We start from the raw sequence: 16,408 nt of genomic DNA, 5'->3' as shown, positions 1-16,408 counted from the left end.
GGGCAAACCCGAAACGCTAGCGAGTCGGTCGGCGCAGGTCAAGCACCGATGCGAGGCGATCGTGCGTGGATCGGCCGCGATCGCCCGTCCGACGGGCCGCAAGCGGTTTCGGAGGGGTTGTCGGCGGGCGTCTGGCGGGGCCTGTCGCGCGGGCTGAAAACGAGGGCCGAAAAAGACGAAAAAAGGGCACGGTCGGCGCAATGCGTCGGCGTGCCGGCGTGAGAGTCCCGATCAGATACGCTGCGAAAAGCAAGGCGGCAGTAAATATCCCGCACGCTTGCCGAGTATTCGCCTCAGCGCCACCCCAGCAACACCCGCCCCATCGCATCGAGCCCCATGTCGAACAGATGCGACACGAACGGCACGAGGTTCGGGATCATCAGTTGCACGAGCAGCAGCCCGACCAGCATCGTGACCGGAAAGCCGATCTGGAAAATGCCGATCTGCGGCGCCGCGCGGTTCAGGATCCCGAGCGCGAGGTTCGCGATCAGCAGGGCCGCGACCACCGGCAGCGCGAGCAGCAGCCCCATCTCGAACACCGTCGCGCCGAACGCGGCGAGCGTGCGCCAGCCGGGCGCGTGCAGCAGGTCGCCCGACACCGGCAGCGTCTGGAACGACGCGGCCAGCGCCGCGAACACCTGCAGGTGGCCGTCCACCGCGAGGAACGCGAGCATCGCGATCGCGTTCAGGAAGCGGCCCATCACCGGCGTCGCGCCGTTCGAATGCGGGTCGAAGAAGGTCGCGAAACCGAGCCCCATCGACAGCCCGATGAAATCGCCGGCCGCCTCGACGGCCGCGAACACGAGCTGCATCGTGAAGCCCAGCGCGATGCCGATCAGGAACTGCGTGACGACGATCCAGATGCCCGGCGCGGAGAACACGGTGACGTCCGGCATCGCGCCGAGCGTGGGCGCGACGACCAGCGCCATGAACGCGGCGATGCCGATCTTCACGCGCACCGGCACCGCGGCATGGCCGACCACGGGCGCCGTCGCGACGAGCGCGAGCATCCGCACGAACGGCCACAGGAAGGCGGTCAGCCAGCCGTTGAGTTGCGCGTAGGTAACCGAGAACATTGAGACGGAACGGTGCCGGGCGCGCCGATCAGCCGGCGCCGAGCGTCGCGACGTGCAGCAGGGTCTGCCGCAGGTAGTCGAGCATCGTCGTCAGCATCCACGGGCCGGCGATCACGAGCGTCGCGGCCACCGCGAGCAGCTTCGGGATGAACGACAGCGTCGATTCGTTGATCTGCGTCGCGGCCTGGAACAGGCTCACGACGAGGCCGACCGCGAGCGCGACCAGCAGCAGCGGGGCGGCGAGCAGCAGGCCGACCATCATCGCCTGGTGCGCCAGCGTCATTACCTGTTCGGGCGTCATCGCGCGTGTCCTCCGCTTACGTGAAGCTCTGCGCGAGCGAGCCGATCAGCAGCTGCCAGCCGTCGACCAGCACGAACAGCATCAGCTTGAACGGCAGCGACACGGTGGACGGCGACACCATCATCATCCCCATCGACATCAGCACGCTCGCGACGACCATGTCGATGATCAGGAACGGGATGAAGATGGTGAAGCCGATCTGGAAGCCGGTCTTCAGCTCGCTCGTGACGAACGCGGGCACCAGCAGCGACAGCGGCACGTCTTCCGGGCCCTGCATCGGCGCGGCCTTCGAGATCTTCGCGAACAGCGCGAGATCGGTCTCGCGGGTCTGCTTCAGCATGAAGGTCTTGAACGGCGCGACGCCGCGCCGCACGGCCTGCTCCATCGGCATCGAGCCGTCGGAGAACGGCTTGTAGCCGTCGGCGTACGCGCGATCGAGCACCGGCGACATCACGAAGAAGGTGAGGAACATCGCGAGGCCGACCAGCACCTGGTTCGGCGGCGTCGTCGCGGTGCCGAGCGCCTGGCGCAGCAGCGACAGCACGATGATGATGCGCGTGAAGCTCGTCATCATCAGCAGCATCGCCGGCAGGAACGACAGCATCGTGAGCAGCAGCATCGTCTGCACGCTCAGCGAATAGGTGGTGCCGCCGTTCGGGCCCGGGCTCGTGTTGAACGCGGGCAGGCCGGCCGCTTGTGCGCAGGCGAGCGCGGGGGCGAGGCCGAGGATCAGCGCGGGCGCGAAGCGCGCCGCGCGACGCAGGAATTCGTGTTTCATCGGAATGCAGATACGGAAAGAGGGCGCGACGCCATGTCAGCGGTTGTCCTTGCCGCGCCCGAAGCGCTTCGCGGCTTCGCCCGCGAGCGCGTCGCGAAACCGCGCGCCGAACGTGCCGGGCTGGCCGCGATTGGCAGAAGGCGCGCCGGCGGGAAGGTCGGCCGACGCCGGCGCCACCGCCGAGCCGGCCGGCAGCGTATGCAGCAACCGCACGTTGCCCGGCGCGACGCCGAGCACGAGCCAGGTGTCGCCGATCTCGACGATCGTCGCGCTTTCCTTCGCGCCGAGCCCGACGCTCGACACGACCTTCAGCGGGCCGCCGCGCCGTGCGGGCTGGAACCCGAAGCGGCGCGCGAGCCACGCGCAGCCGAACACGAGGCCGATCACGACCGCGAGCCCGACGAGCGTTTGCAGCACCGCGCCGACGCCGAGCGACGGCGCGGCCGAGCCGACCATCACGCTCGACGCGATGGAACCGGCGTTGTTCACCGCGTTCATGTCGGCGGCGCCGGCCGGCACGCAGGCGAGCGACGCCGCAATGGCGACGGCAGCCGCCACCGAGGTCGCGACGCGCACGCGGCGGCCGGGCGCGACTGCGTTCATCGATTCAGCTTCCGGATGCGTTCGGCCGGCGTGATGATGTCGGTCAGCCGGATGCCGAACTTGTCGTTGACGACCACGACCTCGCCCTGCGCGATCAGGCAGCCGTTCACGAGCACGTCCATCGGCTCGCCGGCCATGCCGTCGAGCTCGACGACCGACCCCTGCGCGAGCTGCAGCAGGTTGCGGATCGCGATCTTGGTACGGCCGAGCTCCACGGTCATCTTGACCGGGATGTCGAGAATCATCTCGATGTCGTTGTGCGTCGAGCTGGCCGCGGCCTTCGACAGCGGCTGGAACACGCCGGCGCCGGTCGCGCCGGCCTGCACCGGCTGCAGGTTCTGCTCGGCAAGCGCGGCGGCCCAGTCGTCCAGGCCCTGATCTTCCTGCGCCGCCGCAGGTGCCGCCTGCGCGGCCGCCGCCGATTCCGCGAGCGCCGCGTCGGCGAGGGCCTGCGCGTCGAGTTCGGGCGTCTGGTTCAGCTCACTCATATCCACCTTCCTTCATCGTGTCGCTCGCGCTGATCATCTTCTGCACGCGCAACGCATATTGACCATTGAAAATGCCGTAGCCGCATTCCATCACCGGCACGCCGTCGACCTTCGCGGTGATCGTGTCCTCGATCTCCAGCGGCAGCACGTCGCCCGCGCGCAGGTTCAGGATCTTCTCGAAGGTCGACGGAATCTCCGCGAGATTCGCGCTCAGCTCGACCTCGGCCGACTGCACCTGCTGCGACAGCACGCGCACCCAGCGGCGGTCGACCTCGAGCGCCTCGCCCTGGATCGGCGAGCTCAGTACGTCGCGGATCGGCTCGATCATCGAGTACGGCATGCAGATGTGCAGCGTGCCGCCCGTCGGCCCGAACTCGATCGAGAACTGCGTGACGATCACGATCTCGTTCGGCGTCGCGACGTTCGCGAACTGCGTGTGCATCTCCGAGCGCACGAATTCGAACTGCAGCGGCCGCACGCTCTTCCACGCGGTCGCGTAGTGCTCGAACACGAGGTTCAGCAGCTTGCCGATGATCCGCTGCTCGGTGGCCGTGAAGTCGCGGCCCTCGACGCGCGTGTGAAAGCGCCCGTCGCCGCCGAACAGGTTGTCGACGACGAAGAACACGAGGTTCGGGTCGAACACGAACAGCGACGTGCCGCGCAGCGGCTTCACGTGCACCAGGTTCAGGTTCGTCGGGATCGGCAGGTTGCGGGTGAACTCGCTGTACTTCTGCACCTTCACCTGGCTCACGGAGATTTCCGCCGTTCGCCGCATGAAGTTGAAGATGCCGATCCGCAGCAGGCGCGCGAAGCGGTCGTTGATGATCTCAAGGCCGGGCATCCGGCCGCGGACGATCCGCTCCTGCGTCGCGATGTTGTAGGGGCGGACGCTCGACAGGTCGCGCTGCTCGTCGACCGTGTCGGTTTCGCCCGTGACGCCCTTGAGGAGGGCATCGACCTCCTCCTGGGACATGAACTCCTGGTGGCCCATGCGCGCTCCTTTTGCGGCCGCGTTACTGGACGACGAATTCGGTGAACAGCACGTCGTCGACCTTCGCGCGCTGGTTGCCCGGCTGCGTCGGCTGCTCGATCAGCTCGCGCAGTTCCTTCGCGAGCGAATGCTTGCCTTCCGGTGTCGCGAGATCCTCGGGATGCTTGTTCGACAGCGCGAGCAGGATCCGGCTGCGGATCTCAGGCATGCGCGCGGTCAGCTGCTCCTGCGCCTTCGGGTCGGTGAGCTTCAGCGACAGGCCGACTCGCAGGTAATGCTGCACGCCGTCGTCGGACTGCAGGTTCACGGTCAGCGGGTCGAGCGGGAAGAACACCGGCGCGGCGAGCGGCGCCGGTTCGGCGGGCGCGCTCGCGTGGCCGACGCCTGCCTTGCTCAGAAACACGTACATGCCGCCCGCGGCGGCGGCGGCCGCGCCCAGCGCGATGACGGCGATGAGCGCGATGCGCTTGAACTTGCCGGAGGAAGCCGGCTTGTCGGCAGTCGGGTTTGCAGTCGTGGAGGCCATGTGAATGCGTGCGTGATGTCTCGTAGCATGCATTGTTCGGCATCCGGGCCGAGCCCGATGGGCGGAAAAGAGGGGGGAATTGCGGCTATCTCAGCCGATTGTCGGCGGGTGCCGGCTCGAGGCAGGGCTGGAATGGCGGGACAACGACTGGCCCACGCCGCTGCGGTGCGTTGGGAGAGGGCTTCGGCGCCCGCCCGTGTGGTGTCAGATCGGCAGCAGCGACAGCAGCGGCGCGATCAGCACCATCGCGACGCCCGCGATCATCATCGTGAGGCTCGACACGACGCCTTCCTCGCTGCCGATCTCGCGCGCCTTCGCGGTGCCCACGCCGTGGGCGGCCGCGCCGAACAGCGCGCCGCGCGCGAGCCGCGTGCGCATCGGCACCAGCGCGAGCACGATCTCGCCGAGCAGCATCCCGCAGATGCCGGTCGCGATCACGAAGAGCGCGGTGAGGTCCTTCGGCGCATGGATCTTGTCGGACACGGCGAGCGCGAACGGGGTCGACACCGAGCGTGTCATCAGCGAGCGCTGCAGTTCGGGCGACAGGTGCAGCAGCTTCGCGAGCAGCAGCGACCCGCACACGCCCGCGCCGATCCCGACCGCGACGCCGACCGACAGCGACAGCCAGTGGCGGCGGATCAGCTCGCGATATTCGTAGATCGGCACCGCGAACGCGATCGTCGCCGGGCCGAGCAGCCACATCAGCCAGCGCGTGTCGCGGAAGTAGACCGAATACGGGATGCCGGTGAGCAACACGAGCAGCACCAGCACGCCCGGCACGAACACGAGCGGCGAGAACAGCAGCGTCTTCTTGTACGCGTAGAGCCGCTTCGACGCGAAATACAGGACGACCGTCAGCACGAAGCAGCCGACGGAGATCGCCGTATTCACGTGGTCGACGGACAGGTTGGACAATAGCGCAGGCATCGCGGGCTCCGGCTCAGTGGGCGGACACGGTGGCGAGGCGCGCGCGGCGGCGTTGTGCGAACACGCGCTGCGCGGCCAGCCGGCGTTCGAGCTTCGCGGCGAGGTCGACCGCGACGGCCACCGCGACCATCACGAACGCGGTGCCGGCGAGCATGACCAGCGCGATGCGCCAGCCGTCCTCGCGGAACAGCCCGCCGTACTGGACCGCCGCGACGGCGGCCGGCACGAAGAACAGCAGCATGTCGGACAGCAGCCAGTTCGCGCCGTCCTTGACCCAGGCGGGCGCGACGCGGCCCGAAAACAGCAGCACGAGCAGCACCGCGAGGCCGATCACGCCGGACGGCACCGGCAGACCGACCGCGCGCACGGCCCAGTCGACCGCCATCCACAGCACACCGAGCGCGGTGGCCTGCAGCACGATCCGGCCCGTGCGCGCAACGTTGCCCGCAGTGGCGGGGCGGGCGGCGGCAGTGGTGGTCGGGTGGGTCATGGCAGGCTCCATACAGATGTTCCGTTGATGGTGTGAGTATAGGGTTTCCCCTAACCATAAATAAAATGACTTGTCTCTATCCTTGTCATTCCAATTCGGAATTCGCTTTGGGTTCGCCGCACCAAACTGGGGAGTAATCGATGGAATTGCGCGCACTGCGGTACTTCGTCGAGGTTGTCCGTCAGCAGAGCTTCACCGCGGCCGCGGACCGGCTGTTCGTCACGCAGCCGACCATCAGCAAGATGGTGAAGGCGCTCGAGGACGAGATCGGCTCGCCGCTGCTGCTGCGCGACGGCCGGCAGATGGTGCTGACCGATGCTGGGCGGATCGTGTTCCAGCGCGGCCAGGACGTGCTCGCCGCGCAGGCGCAGCTGCAGTCGGAGCTGAACGATCTCGGCACGCTCGGGCGCGGCGAGCTGACGATCGGCATTCCGCCGCTCGGCGGGTCGCTGTTCACGCCGATCATCGCCGCGTACAAGCAGCGTTATCCGAACATCGAGCTGAAGCTGTTCGAGCAGGGCGCGCGGATGATCGAGGCCGCGCTGATGTCGGGCGAACTGGAGCTCGGCGGGCTGCTGGAGCCGGTCGATCCCGGCACGTTCGAGCGGCTGCCGATGGTGCGCGCGCCGCTGTGGCTCGTCGCGCCGCGCGAGTCACGCTGGGAGGATGACGCGGCCGTGCCGCTCGCCGATCTCGCGCGCGAGTCGTTCGTGTTCTATGCGGAAAGCCTCGCGCTGCACGATGCGGTGCTCGACGCGTGCCGGCAGGCCGGCTTCACGCCGTCGATCGTGAGCCGCAGCGGTCATTGGGACTTCATGGCCGCGCTGGTGCACGCGGGCGTGGGCATCGCGCTGTTGCCGGAGCCATACTGCCGGCGGCTCGATGCGCGGCAGTTCACGTGCCGGCCGATCGTCGAGCCGGAGATCACGTGGGCGATCGCGCTCGGCTGGCTGAAGAAGGGTTACCTGTCGCACGCGGCGCGGGCCTGGCTCGACGTCGCGCGGGCGACGCTGCCGATCGCGTCGGGCGACGACCTGGCGTTCGGGGGATTGCGGGCACGGGAGTGAGGCCGGGGCGATGCCCGGTGGAATCAGACGTGCTGAATCGGGCCGGGATAGCGGGCGACGGTATGGTCGTGCGTGAGCAGCGTCACGCCTTCCGAGATCGCCTGCGCGACCAGAAGACGGTCAAACGGATCTCGATGAATCGACGGCAGTTGTTCGACCGCCAATGCGTGCGCGCTCGTAATGGGCAATTCCACGTAGCCGACATCAAGCAGATTGCGACGGAGCACGTTCGGGTCCACCTGGAAGTCATCGCGATCCAGTCCGCGCTTGATGACGATCTCCCAGAGGCTCGCGACGCTGAAGAGCGGCGTACAGGCGGGATCCTCGATGAGCGCACCGGCGCGGGCGGGCAACTCGGCCGCACCGGCAGCCGCCCAAAGCAGCAAGTGCGTGTCGAGCAGCAACTTCATGCGTCGCCCTCGAACAGCTTGCCGATTTCGTCACTGCCCATCGAGTCGAAGTCGTCCGGGACCCGAATCTGTCCCTTCATGAACCCGATCCTGCTCGGCCGAACCGGATCCGGCGTATCGATCGGCACAACCTTGACGAGCGGCTTGCCGGCTTTGGCGATTACGAACGGTTCGCCGGCGTGAACGGCTTCGTCGATCAACCGTGACAGGTTGGTTTTCGCATCATGCATGTTGTAGGTATGCATTGCATTCCCCAATTGAACTAAGTTCAAATATCACCTTAGCTTAGTTCAATTGGGCTCCCGTCGCAAGGCCCTCCCGGCCGCCGAAAGCACCGGCCCGCCCATCCCGCCGCCCTCAATGCCCCATCGCCGGCCCCGCGCCCTTCCGCGGCTTCGTGATCCACACCAGCGCCGCGAGCGCGATGAACACGCCGGCCGACAGGTGGAAGAAGTCGTTGGTCGCCATCATGAAGCCTTGCTGCGTGACCAATTGGTTGAGCTGCGCATTGGCCGTCTGCCCGACGATCCCGAGCTGCGCGAGCGCGCCCTGGTAGTCGGTCGTGTTCTGCGCGTAGACGCTCACCGATTCCGACAGCCGCGCGTGGTGGTAGATCGCGTCGTTTTCCCAGAACGTCGAGCTGGCCGCGGTGCCGATCGCGCCGGACAGCGTGCGCAGGAAGTTCGACAGCCCCGACGCGCTCGCGAGCCGCTCGTCGGAAATGCTCGACAGCGTGATCGTCGTCATCGGCACGAAGAAACACGCAACGCCGATCCCCTGCACGAGCCGCGGCAGGATCACGTGGTTGAACGGCACGTCGAGCGTGAACGTCGAATTCCAGACCGACACGCCCGCGAACACGATGAACGCGAAGCTCGCGACCATCCGCAGATCGAGCCGGTGCATGTTGCGCCCGATCAGCGGCGACAGCACGAGCGCGAGCAGCCCGACCGGCGCGGTCGCGAGGCCGGCCTTGCCGGCCGTGTAGCCCATCACCGTCTGCAGCCACAGCGGGAAGATCACGACCGAGCCGAAGAACGCCATGAAGCCGAACGAGATGATCAGCGCGCCGAGCGCGAAGTTGCGGTCCTTGAACAGCGACAGGTCGACCACGGGTTCCTTCTCGGTCGCCTCCCACACGAGCATGAACGCGAGCGACACGACCGCGATCAGCGCGAGCGCGACGATGAAGGTCGAGTTGAACCAGTCGCGGTCCTTGCCGAGGTCGAGCATCATCTGCAGGCACGACACGCCGATCACGAGCAGCGCGAGGCCGACCGCGTCGATCCGCTGCCGGCTCGTCTTCGTCTCGCGGCCGCGCAGCAGGAAGTACGCGCAGGCCGCCGAGAAGATGCCGATCGGCAGGTTGATGTAGAAGATCCACGGCCACGTGTAGTTGTCGCTGATCCAGCCGCCCAGCAACGGGCCGAAGATCGGCGCGACGATCACCGTCATCGCCCATAGCCCGAGCGCGAGCCCGCGCTTCGCCGGCGGGTAGCTGCGCATCAGGATCGTCTGCGACAGCGGCACCATCGGGCCCGACACGAGGCCCTGCAGCAGCCGGAACGCGATCAGCGTCTCGAAGTTCGACGCGAGGCCGCACAGCGCCGACGCGATCGTGAACGCGAGCACCGACAGCGTGAACAGGCGCACCTCGCCGACCCGCCGCGCGAGCCAGCCGGTCAGCGGCACCGCGATCGCGGACGCGACCGAATACGACGAGATCACCCACGTGCCTTCGCTCGTCGCGACGCCGAGGCTGCCCGAAATGGTCGGCACCGCGACGTTCGCGATCGACGTATCGAGCACTTCCATGAAGGTGCCGAGCGCGAGCCCGACGGTAAGGAGCGCGAGCGCGCCGCCGGTGAGCGGCGCGGGTTGGGCGGCAGGCGGCGTGGCGGATGCCGTGGTGGCGGACATCGGAATCTCCTAGACGCGGCGCGTGCGACGCGCCGGCACAACGCACGGGCGCGCGATACCGCGCGGCCCGGCCGGGTGGAACGGATGAGGGGCGAGACGGAGCATGTGTCTTGTCATCTTCTGCCCAGACAGAGAAATAAGCGAATGCTTAACCTAGACATCGGCCTCCCGCGCTCAGCAGTCCGGTTCGTCGGGTTTCGGGCAGCCGGCGTCGCCGGGCCCGTTGGCGATGAACCGTTGCAGCAGGCCGGTGAGCGTCGCGAGTTCGTCAGCCGAGAAGCCGGCGAGCTGCGCGTTCAGCGCGGTCGCGATTAGCGACGGCAGCGCGCGGGCCGCCTCGGCGCCGCGCTCGGTCAGCGTCAGCTCGATCATCCGGCGGTCCTGCTCGCTGCGCGAGCGCGCGACCAGGCCCTTGCGTTCGAGACGGTCGAGCATCCGCGTCATCGAGCCGCTGTCATACGACATCTTGCGCGACAGCTCGAACGGCGTGCGCGCATAGCCGCGCGACAGCAGCAGGATCACGCCGATCTGCTGCGCGGTGAGGTCGTGTGGCTCGAGTGCGCGGTCCATTCGCTCGACGAGCGCCTGCCGGGCCTTGGTCAGGTAATAACCGAGGCTCGTTTCCAGCGCGATGGTGTCAGGATCGTAGAGGTCGCCGTTCATGCGATTGCGCACGCCGCAACAGTGCGTTTCAGGTCAAAACGCGCCCAGTATCTTGAAAAATGATTGCTTAGTCAATATTATTTCAGTCAACCAGTTACGACGTGCATGTTGCACTGCCGGAGACTATGTTCTGACCGCTTTGCCCGCGCTGCCGGGCCCCCGAGGATGTTCGCGATGCTGTTCCTGAAAAATGCCGCCGGCGCGCTGCGCCGCAACCTGACCGATACCGCTCATCATGTGTTCTCCGGGCCGCACCGCGGCTGGAAGATCGCGCTGTACGTGACGATGCTGGTGGTACCGGGCGGATCGCTCGCGGCGCTCGGGTTCGCATGGTTCGATCATCGCCGGCAGCGCAACGCGAAGGGCGCCAGCCGCCGCACGGGCCAGCCGGCGGCGACGGAGCCGTCGACATGGCGGTCCGCCGCCGATCCCGTCCCGGTGCCCGTGCGCTGCCACTGAAGCCACGCCGCTTTCGCCATCCCGACTGAGGGCCGGCCGCGCCCGCCGCGGCCCGGTTGGCGCGCGCCGCATTTCCTGCCTGTTTCGTCCGCAAGCGACCCGTAATGGCCGGTAAACCGGCCGGCCGCGCCGGTAACACATGCGTGCCGCCGCGCGCCGTACGCTTAGGGCTGCGCGGCTTTCCCGCCGTCAGTTACCATTTGTCCGCCAGCGGCACAACGACCGCATCGCGCGGCGCCGCTCGCCGGCCGTCGCGCCCAGACAGGAAAACCACGATGCCGTACGCCCCCCTCCCGCGCGCCTTTCGCCCGCTGAGCGCCGCCGTCGCCGTTGCGACGGCCGTGCTGCTCGCCGGCTGCGCCGTCGGGCCCGACTATCACCGGCCCGACACGTCGATCCCCGCCGCCTTCAAGGAAGCGCCGGCCGGCTGGAAGGTCGCGCAGCCGGCCGACCGGGCCGACCGCGGCCCGTGGTGGAGCGTCTACGACGATCCGCAGCTCGACGCGCTGATCGGCAAGCTCAACGCATCGAACCAGACCATCGCGCAATCGGCCGCCGCGTACCGGCAGGCCCGCGCGCTCGTCGCCGAAGCGCGCGCCGCGTATTTCCCGACCGTCGGGCTGACCGCGTCGGGCTCGCGCGCACGCTCGGGGCGCACGTCCACGTCGTCGAGCGCGTCCGGCTTCGGCAGCAGTTCGTCGATCAGCAACAGCTACAGCGTCGGCCTCGATGCGAGCTGGGAGCCCGACCTGTGGGGCAAGGTGAGCCGCAGCGTCAGCGCGCAGCGCGCCGGCGAAGCGGCCGCCGCGGCCGATCTCGCGAATGCGCGGCTGTCGCAGCAGGCGCTGCTCGCGCAGACCTACTTCCAGCTGCGCACGTCCGATGCGCTGCAGAAGCTGCTCGACGACACCGTGAAGTCATACGGCGACTCGCTGAGGCTCACCCAGAACCAGTACGCGCAGGGCGTCGCCGCGCGCGCGGACGTGATCCAGGCGCAGACGCAGCTGCAGAGCGCGCAGGCCGCGGCGATCGACAACGGCGTCGCGCGCGCGCAGTACGAGCATGCGATCGCGACGCTGATCGGCGAGCCGGCATCGACGTTCTCGCTGCCGCCGAACCCGCTCACCGCGCAACCGCCGATCACGCCGGTCGACGTGCCGTCCGCGCTGCTCGAGCGGCGGCCGGACATCGCGGCGGCCGAGCGCCGCGCGGCTTCCGCGAACGAGCAGATCGGCGTGGCGATCGCCGCATTCTTCCCGACGCTCACGCTGTCGGCTACCGGCGGCTTCCAGAGCTCGGTGTGGTCGCAACTGTTCACGCTGCCCGCGCGGTTCTGGACGGTCGGCCCGCAGCTCGCGGCGACGCTGTTCGACGCCGGCCTGCGTGCCGCGCAGACCGATGCCGCCCGCGCGACCTACGACCAGGACGTCGCCGCGTATCGTCTCGCGGTGCTCACCGCGTTCCAGGACGTCGAGGACAACCTCGCGTCGCAGCGCATCCTCGCGCAGGAAGTCGACGTGCAGCGGCAGGCCGTGGACAGCGCCGAGCAAGCGCTCGCGATCGTCACGAACCAGTACAAGGCCGGCACGGTCGCCTATCTGAACGTGCTGAGCGCGCAAACCACCGCGTTTACCGCGCAGCAGAAGCTTGCGACGATCGCCGGCCAGCGGATGGTGTCGTCGGTCGGGCTCGTGAAGGCGCTCGGCGGCGGGTGGGATGCGTCGGACATGGCGCGCGAGACGGGCGACGTGGCGGCGCCCGCACCCGTGCCGGCGTCCGGTGCGGCAGCGTCGGTCGCGACCGCACCGTCAGCCGCCGCGCCGCTCGCGCAGAAGTAATCGGGGAAAAGAGAGAGGGCGCCGCGCGCGTTCAGCGCATCGCGTCGCCGAAGATCAGCGACACCTGGTTGTTGCCGATCGGACGGCCGAGCAGGTTCAGCAGCCCCGCGAGGTTCGCCTGCTGCTCGGGCGCCGCGTGCGCGGTGCCGCTAAACGATCCGCGGCCGGGGCCGAAGCTGCCGTGCCCGTCGAGGAACAGCGGGCCCTGCGTGGTCGACAGGTCGAGATCGGCGTGCGCCCCTTTCGCCTGCAGCACCGCGCGGTACGACCCGAGCGGCTTCACGCGAGACACGCGCGAACTCATCGAATCGATCGTCACCGTCAGCTGGCCGAACGCGTTGTTGCCGATCATCCGCCAGTCGGTCCAGCCGAGCCGCACGTCGCCCTGCAGGTCGAGCGTGTTGAACGGCGTGCCGAGCCCCGCGAGCAGCGACGCCGGCACGGCCATCGAGCCCGCCGACAGCACCGCGCCGCGCCACGTCGCGTCGAGCGTGACGGCGTCGGGCATCGCCTCGGTCTGCCGCATATGCATCTGCACGCGCCCGGTCAGCAGCGGCCAGAAGCGCGTGGTCCACTGGACCCGGCCGGGCAGCAGCGTCGCCGCGCTCTGGTCCGCGCCCGGCGCGAGCATCAGCGTGCCCGAACCGTGCCACAGCGAGCCTTCCGGATCGACGAGATTCACGTGAGCGCTGGTCGCGCGCGCGACCTGCGGCGCGATCCATGCGGCCGGCGCGAGCGCGACGAGCGTCAGCGCCGTCGCGAGCCCGCCTGCCACCACCCACGGCACCGCGGCGGCAAGCCGCCTGATTCCTGGCCTCATCGGCCGACCGTCGCTGGTTTCATCCACTGCGTCATTTCTGCGTCGAGGGTTGCATCACGGCCGTCAGGTCGACCTGGCCGTCTTCCTTCAGCCCGGTCACGTGCGCTTCGCCGACCTGCACCTTGAACTGCCGCCGCGCGTCGTCGAGCCACTGCGTCCACACCGGGAACGGCACGTTCTTCAACTGGATCTGCACGCCGTTGCCGACGACCTGCACCTGCGCGCCCTGCAGCCCGTGATCGGACAGCGACGCGGTAAGCGCGTCCTTCAGCGCGAGGCCGGTCGGTGCGACGCCTTGCGCGGCGGCCGTCAGCGACTTCGCCTCGTTGGCCTGCGCGGTCATCTGCGCAAGCTCGCTGCGCATCGTCGGCAGCTCGCGCCGGATGCGCGCGCGGCCTTCCTGCGCGGGCGACCACAGCACCGAATACGCGATCGCGACGGCCAGCACGGCACCGCCCCAGCCGAGCAGCGTCCGCTCCCGCTGCGAGCGCTCGCCCCAGAACTGGGCCAGCGTCTGGTTCAGTTGTTCGGTCTTCATGGGCGGCTCCGGATGGTCCATTTGCCGGTGCTGCTGTCGACTTCGCCAGCGAGCCCGTTGCGCGCGAGACGCTGCGGGAAATCGGGGTCGACCTTGACCTCCGGCTTGAAGCCGACGTCGAGCCGCCGGTCGTGATAATCGAGCGACGCGATGCCGTTCAGCGGCAGCGCGCCCATCGAACGCGACAGCCCGCTCGACAGCGCGAGAAAGTCGTTCGGCGACAGCTCGCCCGCCGCGAGGCGCAGCTGATCGAGCTGGCGCTGCATCTGCGCGGGCGGATCGAGCACCGTCGTGGTCTTCGGGAAGGCGGACAGGAGCGTCTCGGTGATCTGCGCGGACAGCGCATCGCGCTCGCGCGATAGCTTCCACCAGTGCAGGTTCATCCCGATCACGGCAACGGCGAGCGTTGCCGCGACGAGGGCGATCGGCACGCGCAGGCGCTTCATCGTCGCGCGGTCGAAGCGCCACGGCTGCGACTCGAATTCGAACTGGCACAGATCGAAGCGCTCGGCGAGCGCACGCCGCGCGAACGTGTCGAACGGCAGCGGCTGCGCACCCGGCAGCAGCGGGCCATCGGCGCGGCCGACCGACGCGAGCCGCGGCTCCGCGCCGGGCTCGCCGAGTTCGTACAGTTCGACGTCGCCGCCGCCCGCGAGCGCGGCCAGCGTGCCGGCGGCCCGCGACGCGGGCGCCGCGAAACCCTCGCCGAGCGCGCCGCGCGCGATCGCGAGTTCGAGACGCGGCGCACCAGCCGCGACCGGCAGCGCGCCGGCTTCGACGAGCGCCGGTTCGACTGTGGTCGCCAGCCCGAGCACCGCGGCGACGGCCGTCGGGCGGGCAGCCGGTGCGGTCGCGAGCGTGATCGCGTCGGCCTTGGCGGCCTCACCGTCGACAGGCGCGTCGAGCGGCGCTTGCGCCGGCTCGCGCGGCGCCGGCAGGCAGCGCGTCGCGGGTACCGCGCTCAAGCGCCGGTGGCCGGCCGCGGCGAACGCGTCGCAGATCGTACGGAACCACGCGCGGTCGACGACGGCCAGCACGCGCCGGCCATCGGGCAGCGCGACCGGGTCGAGCGCGATATGGCAGCCGAGCGGATCCTGGATCAGCTGATCCTCGACGATGTTGGGCAGCGCCTGGCGCAGCTTCGGCCCCTTGAGCGGCGGCACGGTCGTGGCGAGCAGCAGCACGTCGCGCGCGGCGACGATCAGCCGCGTCTCGTTCGCGCGCGGCAGCAGCGCGAGCGCGGCGTGGCCCGCGCGCTGCACCTGGCCGGCCTTGTCCACGAGCGTGAACGGCAGCTCGGGCCACTGCCATTCCTGCAACGGCACGGCCGGCTCGCGCGGCGGCAAAGAAACAATCAGCGTGCTCAAGAGCTCCTCTCCCGGATGGCGTCGTTATAGCTGGTCGCGGATGCGCACGACCCGCGTCGAGTGCGTGGTCGGATCACGATACACGAGCGAGGTGCGATCCACCTCCGCGCGATCGTGCTGGATCCGGCCATGCACGATGAAATAGCTGGAATTGACGTCGACGAGGCTCGCGTCGATCGTCACGTTCGGCGCGCCGGCACCGCGCAGCGCGAGCTGCACGTCGCCGACGTTGCGGAAGAACACGGTCTCGCGGCGCGACACGAGCGCCTGCGCGGACGACACGCTCATCCCCGGCACCAGCGCCGCGATCACCTCGGCCGGCGCGGTGTTCATGTTCACCGGCGTCGTGGTCGGCAGCACGGTGACGAACGGGCGCAGCCGCGCGACCATCTCGGGCGTCACACCGTCGACGTCGAGCAGGTTGTCGACGCCTGTCATCACGAGCGGCGCAGGGCCGCGCTCGCCGTCGGACATCCCCGGCTCGTCGGTGAAGTTGCCGGCCTGCATGTCACCGCCGGCCACCGGCGCGGTCGCGGCCGTACCGGCGCCGGGCAGCGTCGGCGTCTGGAAGCGCGTCGCCGAATGCATCAGGCCCGCGCGCATCTGCAGCGCGATCCGTTTCGCGAACGCGCCGTCGTAGCCGAGCGTCGTCAGCAGCCGCTGGAACGCCTGCAGCTGCATCACGTTGAGCTGCAGCACGCCGGGCGCCGGCGACGACACGAGATTGCGCAGGTTGTACTTCGCCTGCGCGTCCTCGATCGATCCGGACAGGTAGGTGTCTTCGCCGCCGTTGTCGTTCGGCGCGCCGATCCGGCCGAGGAAGTCCGACAGCTTGGTCTTCGCGATCGGCACGGCCCAGATCCCGCCCAGATAGGTGATGCCGGGCGCCGTGTCGCCCTCGGAGCGCAGGATCATGCGCGTCCAGTCGAGCGCGCCGCGCGCGACCCACTGCGCCTGCGCGATCACGCGCTGGTTCTCGATCCGGCGAATCTGCACCTGCTGGCGCCACAGCATCCCCGACACGAGGATCGCCGACAGCGCGACGACGAGCAGCGCGGTGATGATCGCCGCGCCGCGCTCGCGGCGTGCATGCGTGCTTGCGGGCGGGCGGCCGGCGAAGCGGGAGCGGGGAGGGCGCGCGCGCAT

20 protein-coding genes are annotated in these 16,408 nt (G+C 69.1%); 3 read left to right on the top strand and 17 right to left on the bottom strand.

Annotated features, from left to right (window positions below; all coding sequences use genetic code 11):
* Positions 1–293: 293 nt before the first annotated feature.
* The 9 genes from fliR to ABIC50_RS32870 form a co-directional block, all read right to left on the bottom strand.
* Positions 294–1,076 carry a flagellar biosynthetic protein FliR gene (gene fliR, locus ABIC50_RS32910; protein ID WP_011655567.1) on the bottom strand — a complete coding sequence of 261 codons (783 nt, stop codon included), beginning with the start codon at positions 1,074–1,076 and terminating at the stop codon, positions 294–296.
* A 28-nt stretch (positions 1,077–1,104) separates the two neighbouring features.
* Positions 1,105–1,377 (bottom strand): flagellar biosynthesis protein FliQ, encoded by a 273-nt coding sequence (gene fliQ, locus ABIC50_RS32905; RefSeq protein WP_006750427.1) that lies wholly within the window; start codon positions 1,375–1,377, stop codon positions 1,105–1,107.
* Between the two features lie 16 nt (positions 1,378–1,393).
* A complete protein-coding gene (gene fliP / locus ABIC50_RS32900) occupies positions 1,394–2,155 on the bottom strand; it encodes a flagellar type III secretion system pore protein FliP (RefSeq protein ID WP_011655568.1) in 762 nt (253 codons plus the stop codon).
* A gap of 36 nt (positions 2,156–2,191) precedes the next feature.
* On the bottom strand, positions 2,192–2,758 hold the full coding sequence (gene fliO / locus ABIC50_RS32895) for a flagellar biosynthetic protein FliO (protein ID WP_354168926.1): 567 nt from the start codon (positions 2,756–2,758) through the stop codon (positions 2,192–2,194).
* The gene (gene fliN, locus ABIC50_RS32890) at positions 2,755–3,246 is read right to left on the bottom strand and encodes a flagellar motor switch protein FliN (protein WP_006750430.1); all 492 of its coding nucleotides are present in this window, start codon (positions 3,244–3,246) and stop codon (positions 2,755–2,757) included. The genes fliO and fliN overlap by 4 nt, the downstream gene beginning before the upstream one ends.
* Complete coding sequence (gene fliM, locus ABIC50_RS32885; protein ID WP_011655571.1) at positions 3,239–4,237, bottom strand: flagellar motor switch protein FliM; 999 nt, start codon at positions 4,235–4,237, stop codon at positions 3,239–3,241. Before fliM ends, fliN begins: the two co-directional genes overlap by 8 nt.
* Before the next feature lie 22 nt (positions 4,238–4,259).
* A complete protein-coding gene (gene fliL / locus ABIC50_RS32880) occupies positions 4,260–4,796 on the bottom strand; it encodes a flagellar basal body-associated protein FliL (RefSeq protein WP_011655572.1) in 537 nt (178 codons plus the stop codon).
* 171 nt (positions 4,797–4,967) lie between these two features.
* Complete coding sequence (locus ABIC50_RS32875; RefSeq protein WP_006757441.1) at positions 4,968–5,690, bottom strand: LrgB family protein; 723 nt, start codon at positions 5,688–5,690, stop codon at positions 4,968–4,970.
* Positions 5,691–5,703: 13 nt separating this feature from the next.
* Positions 5,704–6,180: a CidA/LrgA family protein gene (locus tag ABIC50_RS32870; protein ID WP_354168923.1), complete on the bottom strand. Its 477-nt coding sequence runs from the start codon at positions 6,178–6,180 to the stop codon at positions 5,704–5,706.
* Positions 6,181–6,320: 140 nt separating this feature from the next.
* On the opposite strand from ABIC50_RS32870, the gene ABIC50_RS32865 reads away from it, so the two are divergent.
* On the top strand, positions 6,321–7,247 hold the full coding sequence (locus ABIC50_RS32865; protein ID WP_012362727.1) for a LysR family transcriptional regulator: 927 nt from the start codon (positions 6,321–6,323) through the stop codon (positions 7,245–7,247).
* Between the two features lie 23 nt (positions 7,248–7,270).
* Here ABIC50_RS32865 and ABIC50_RS32860 read toward each other — a convergent pair whose 3' ends face one another.
* The 4 genes from ABIC50_RS32860 to ABIC50_RS32845 all read right to left on the bottom strand — a co-directional run bounded on the left by ABIC50_RS32860 (position 7,271) and on the right by ABIC50_RS32845 (position 10,240).
* A complete protein-coding gene (locus ABIC50_RS32860; RefSeq protein ID WP_342612684.1) occupies positions 7,271–7,657 on the bottom strand; it encodes a type II toxin-antitoxin system VapC family toxin in 387 nt (128 codons plus the stop codon).
* Complete coding sequence (locus ABIC50_RS32855; RefSeq protein WP_105785919.1) at positions 7,654–7,902, bottom strand: type II toxin-antitoxin system Phd/YefM family antitoxin; 249 nt, start codon at positions 7,900–7,902, stop codon at positions 7,654–7,656. Before ABIC50_RS32855 ends, ABIC50_RS32860 begins: the two co-directional genes overlap by 4 nt.
* A gap of 112 nt (positions 7,903–8,014) precedes the next feature.
* Positions 8,015–9,577 (bottom strand): DHA2 family efflux MFS transporter permease subunit, encoded by a 1,563-nt coding sequence (locus tag ABIC50_RS32850; RefSeq protein ID WP_006750436.1) that lies wholly within the window; start codon positions 9,575–9,577, stop codon positions 8,015–8,017.
* A gap of 174 nt (positions 9,578–9,751) precedes the next feature.
* Positions 9,752–10,240: a MarR family winged helix-turn-helix transcriptional regulator gene (locus tag ABIC50_RS32845; RefSeq protein ID WP_354168920.1), complete on the bottom strand. Its 489-nt coding sequence runs from the start codon at positions 10,238–10,240 to the stop codon at positions 9,752–9,754.
* A gap of 174 nt (positions 10,241–10,414) precedes the next feature.
* Here ABIC50_RS32845 and ABIC50_RS32840 point away from each other — a divergent pair, with 174 nt between their 5' ends.
* Both ABIC50_RS32840 and ABIC50_RS32835 read left to right on the top strand, forming a co-directional pair.
* Positions 10,415–10,699, top strand: a complete 285-nt coding sequence (locus tag ABIC50_RS32840; RefSeq protein ID WP_354168917.1) for a multidrug ABC transporter ATPase — start codon at positions 10,415–10,417, stop codon at positions 10,697–10,699.
* Positions 10,700–10,974: 275 nt separating this feature from the next.
* Positions 10,975–12,537 (top strand): efflux transporter outer membrane subunit, encoded by a 1,563-nt coding sequence (locus ABIC50_RS32835; protein ID WP_354168914.1) that lies wholly within the window; start codon positions 10,975–10,977, stop codon positions 12,535–12,537.
* 31 nt (positions 12,538–12,568) lie between these two features.
* Here the strand turns inward: ABIC50_RS32835 and ABIC50_RS32830 are convergent, their stop codons facing one another.
* The 4 genes from ABIC50_RS32830 to gspK are packed head-to-tail and all read right to left on the bottom strand — an operon-like array spanning position 12,569 to position 16,408.
* Complete coding sequence (locus ABIC50_RS32830; protein WP_354168957.1) at positions 12,569–13,357, bottom strand: type II secretion system protein N; 789 nt, start codon at positions 13,355–13,357, stop codon at positions 12,569–12,571.
* Positions 13,358–13,388: 31 nt separating this feature from the next.
* Positions 13,389–13,895 (bottom strand): type II secretion system protein M, encoded by a 507-nt coding sequence (locus tag ABIC50_RS32825; RefSeq protein ID WP_012362733.1) that lies wholly within the window; start codon positions 13,893–13,895, stop codon positions 13,389–13,391.
* The gene (gspL, locus tag ABIC50_RS32820; protein WP_354168911.1) at positions 13,892–15,262 is read right to left on the bottom strand and encodes a type II secretion system protein GspL; all 1,371 of its coding nucleotides are present in this window, start codon (positions 15,260–15,262) and stop codon (positions 13,892–13,894) included. The genes ABIC50_RS32825 and gspL overlap by 4 nt, the downstream gene beginning before the upstream one ends.
* A gap of 24 nt (positions 15,263–15,286) precedes the next feature.
* On the bottom strand, positions 15,287–16,408 hold the full coding sequence (gene gspK / locus ABIC50_RS32815) for a type II secretion system minor pseudopilin GspK (protein WP_354168908.1): 1,122 nt from the start codon (positions 16,406–16,408) through the stop codon (positions 15,287–15,289).

Origin of the sequence: Burkholderia sp. 567 (assembly GCF_040545115.1) — a bacterium.
GTDB lineage: Bacteria > Pseudomonadota > Gammaproteobacteria > Burkholderiales > Burkholderiaceae > Burkholderia > Burkholderia ambifaria.
The sequence above is the reverse complement of the archived record's forward strand: the minus strand, read 5'-3'. Positions and strand labels throughout refer to the sequence as shown.

Excerpts from the sequence above, each read along its gene's own strand:
- fliP (WP_011655568.1), bottom strand. The coding sequence starts at position 2,155 with ATGAAACACGAATTCCTGCGTCGCGCGGCGCGCTTCGCGCCCGCGCTG.
- ABIC50_RS32825 (WP_012362733.1), bottom strand. The coding sequence starts at position 13,895 with ATGAAGACCGAACAACTGAACCAGACGCTGGCCCAGTTCTGGGGCGAG.
- ABIC50_RS32830 (WP_354168957.1), bottom strand. The coding sequence starts at position 13,357 with ATGAGGCCAGGAATCAGGCGGCTTGCCGCCGCGGTGCCGTGGGTGGTG.
- fliN (WP_006750430.1), bottom strand. The coding sequence starts at position 3,246 with ATGAGTGAGCTGAACCAGACGCCCGAACTCGACGCGCAGGCCCTCGCC.
- fliQ (WP_006750427.1), bottom strand. The coding sequence starts at position 1,377 with ATGACGCCCGAACAGGTAATGACGCTGGCGCACCAGGCGATGATGGTC.
- ABIC50_RS32860 (WP_342612684.1), bottom strand. The coding sequence starts at position 7,657 with ATGAAGTTGCTGCTCGACACGCACTTGCTGCTTTGGGCGGCTGCCGGT.
- ABIC50_RS32875 (WP_006757441.1), bottom strand. The coding sequence starts at position 5,690 with ATGCCTGCGCTATTGTCCAACCTGTCCGTCGACCACGTGAATACGGCG.
- ABIC50_RS32845 (WP_354168920.1), bottom strand. The coding sequence starts at position 10,240 with ATGAACGGCGACCTCTACGATCCTGACACCATCGCGCTGGAAACGAGC.
- fliM (WP_011655571.1), bottom strand. The coding sequence starts at position 4,237 with ATGGGCCACCAGGAGTTCATGTCCCAGGAGGAGGTCGATGCCCTCCTC.
- gspK (WP_354168908.1), bottom strand. The coding sequence starts at position 16,408 with ATGCGCGCGCGCCCTCCCCGCTCCCGCTTCGCCGGCCGCCCGCCCGCA.
- ABIC50_RS32855 (WP_105785919.1), bottom strand. The coding sequence starts at position 7,902 with ATGCATACCTACAACATGCATGATGCGAAAACCAACCTGTCACGGTTG.
- ABIC50_RS32870 (WP_354168923.1), bottom strand. The coding sequence starts at position 6,180 with ATGACCCACCCGACCACCACTGCCGCCGCCCGCCCCGCCACTGCGGGC.
- ABIC50_RS32840 (WP_354168917.1), top strand. The coding sequence starts at position 10,415 with ATGCTGTTCCTGAAAAATGCCGCCGGCGCGCTGCGCCGCAACCTGACC.
- ABIC50_RS32850 (WP_006750436.1), bottom strand. The coding sequence starts at position 9,577 with ATGTCCGCCACCACGGCATCCGCCACGCCGCCTGCCGCCCAACCCGCG.
- ABIC50_RS32835 (WP_354168914.1), top strand. The coding sequence starts at position 10,975 with ATGCCGTACGCCCCCCTCCCGCGCGCCTTTCGCCCGCTGAGCGCCGCC.
- fliO (WP_354168926.1), bottom strand. The coding sequence starts at position 2,758 with ATGAACGCAGTCGCGCCCGGCCGCCGCGTGCGCGTCGCGACCTCGGTG.
- ABIC50_RS32865 (WP_012362727.1), top strand. The coding sequence starts at position 6,321 with ATGGAATTGCGCGCACTGCGGTACTTCGTCGAGGTTGTCCGTCAGCAG.
- fliL (WP_011655572.1), bottom strand. The coding sequence starts at position 4,796 with ATGCATGCTACGAGACATCACGCACGCATTCACATGGCCTCCACGACT.
- fliR (WP_011655567.1), bottom strand. The coding sequence starts at position 1,076 with ATGTTCTCGGTTACCTACGCGCAACTCAACGGCTGGCTGACCGCCTTC.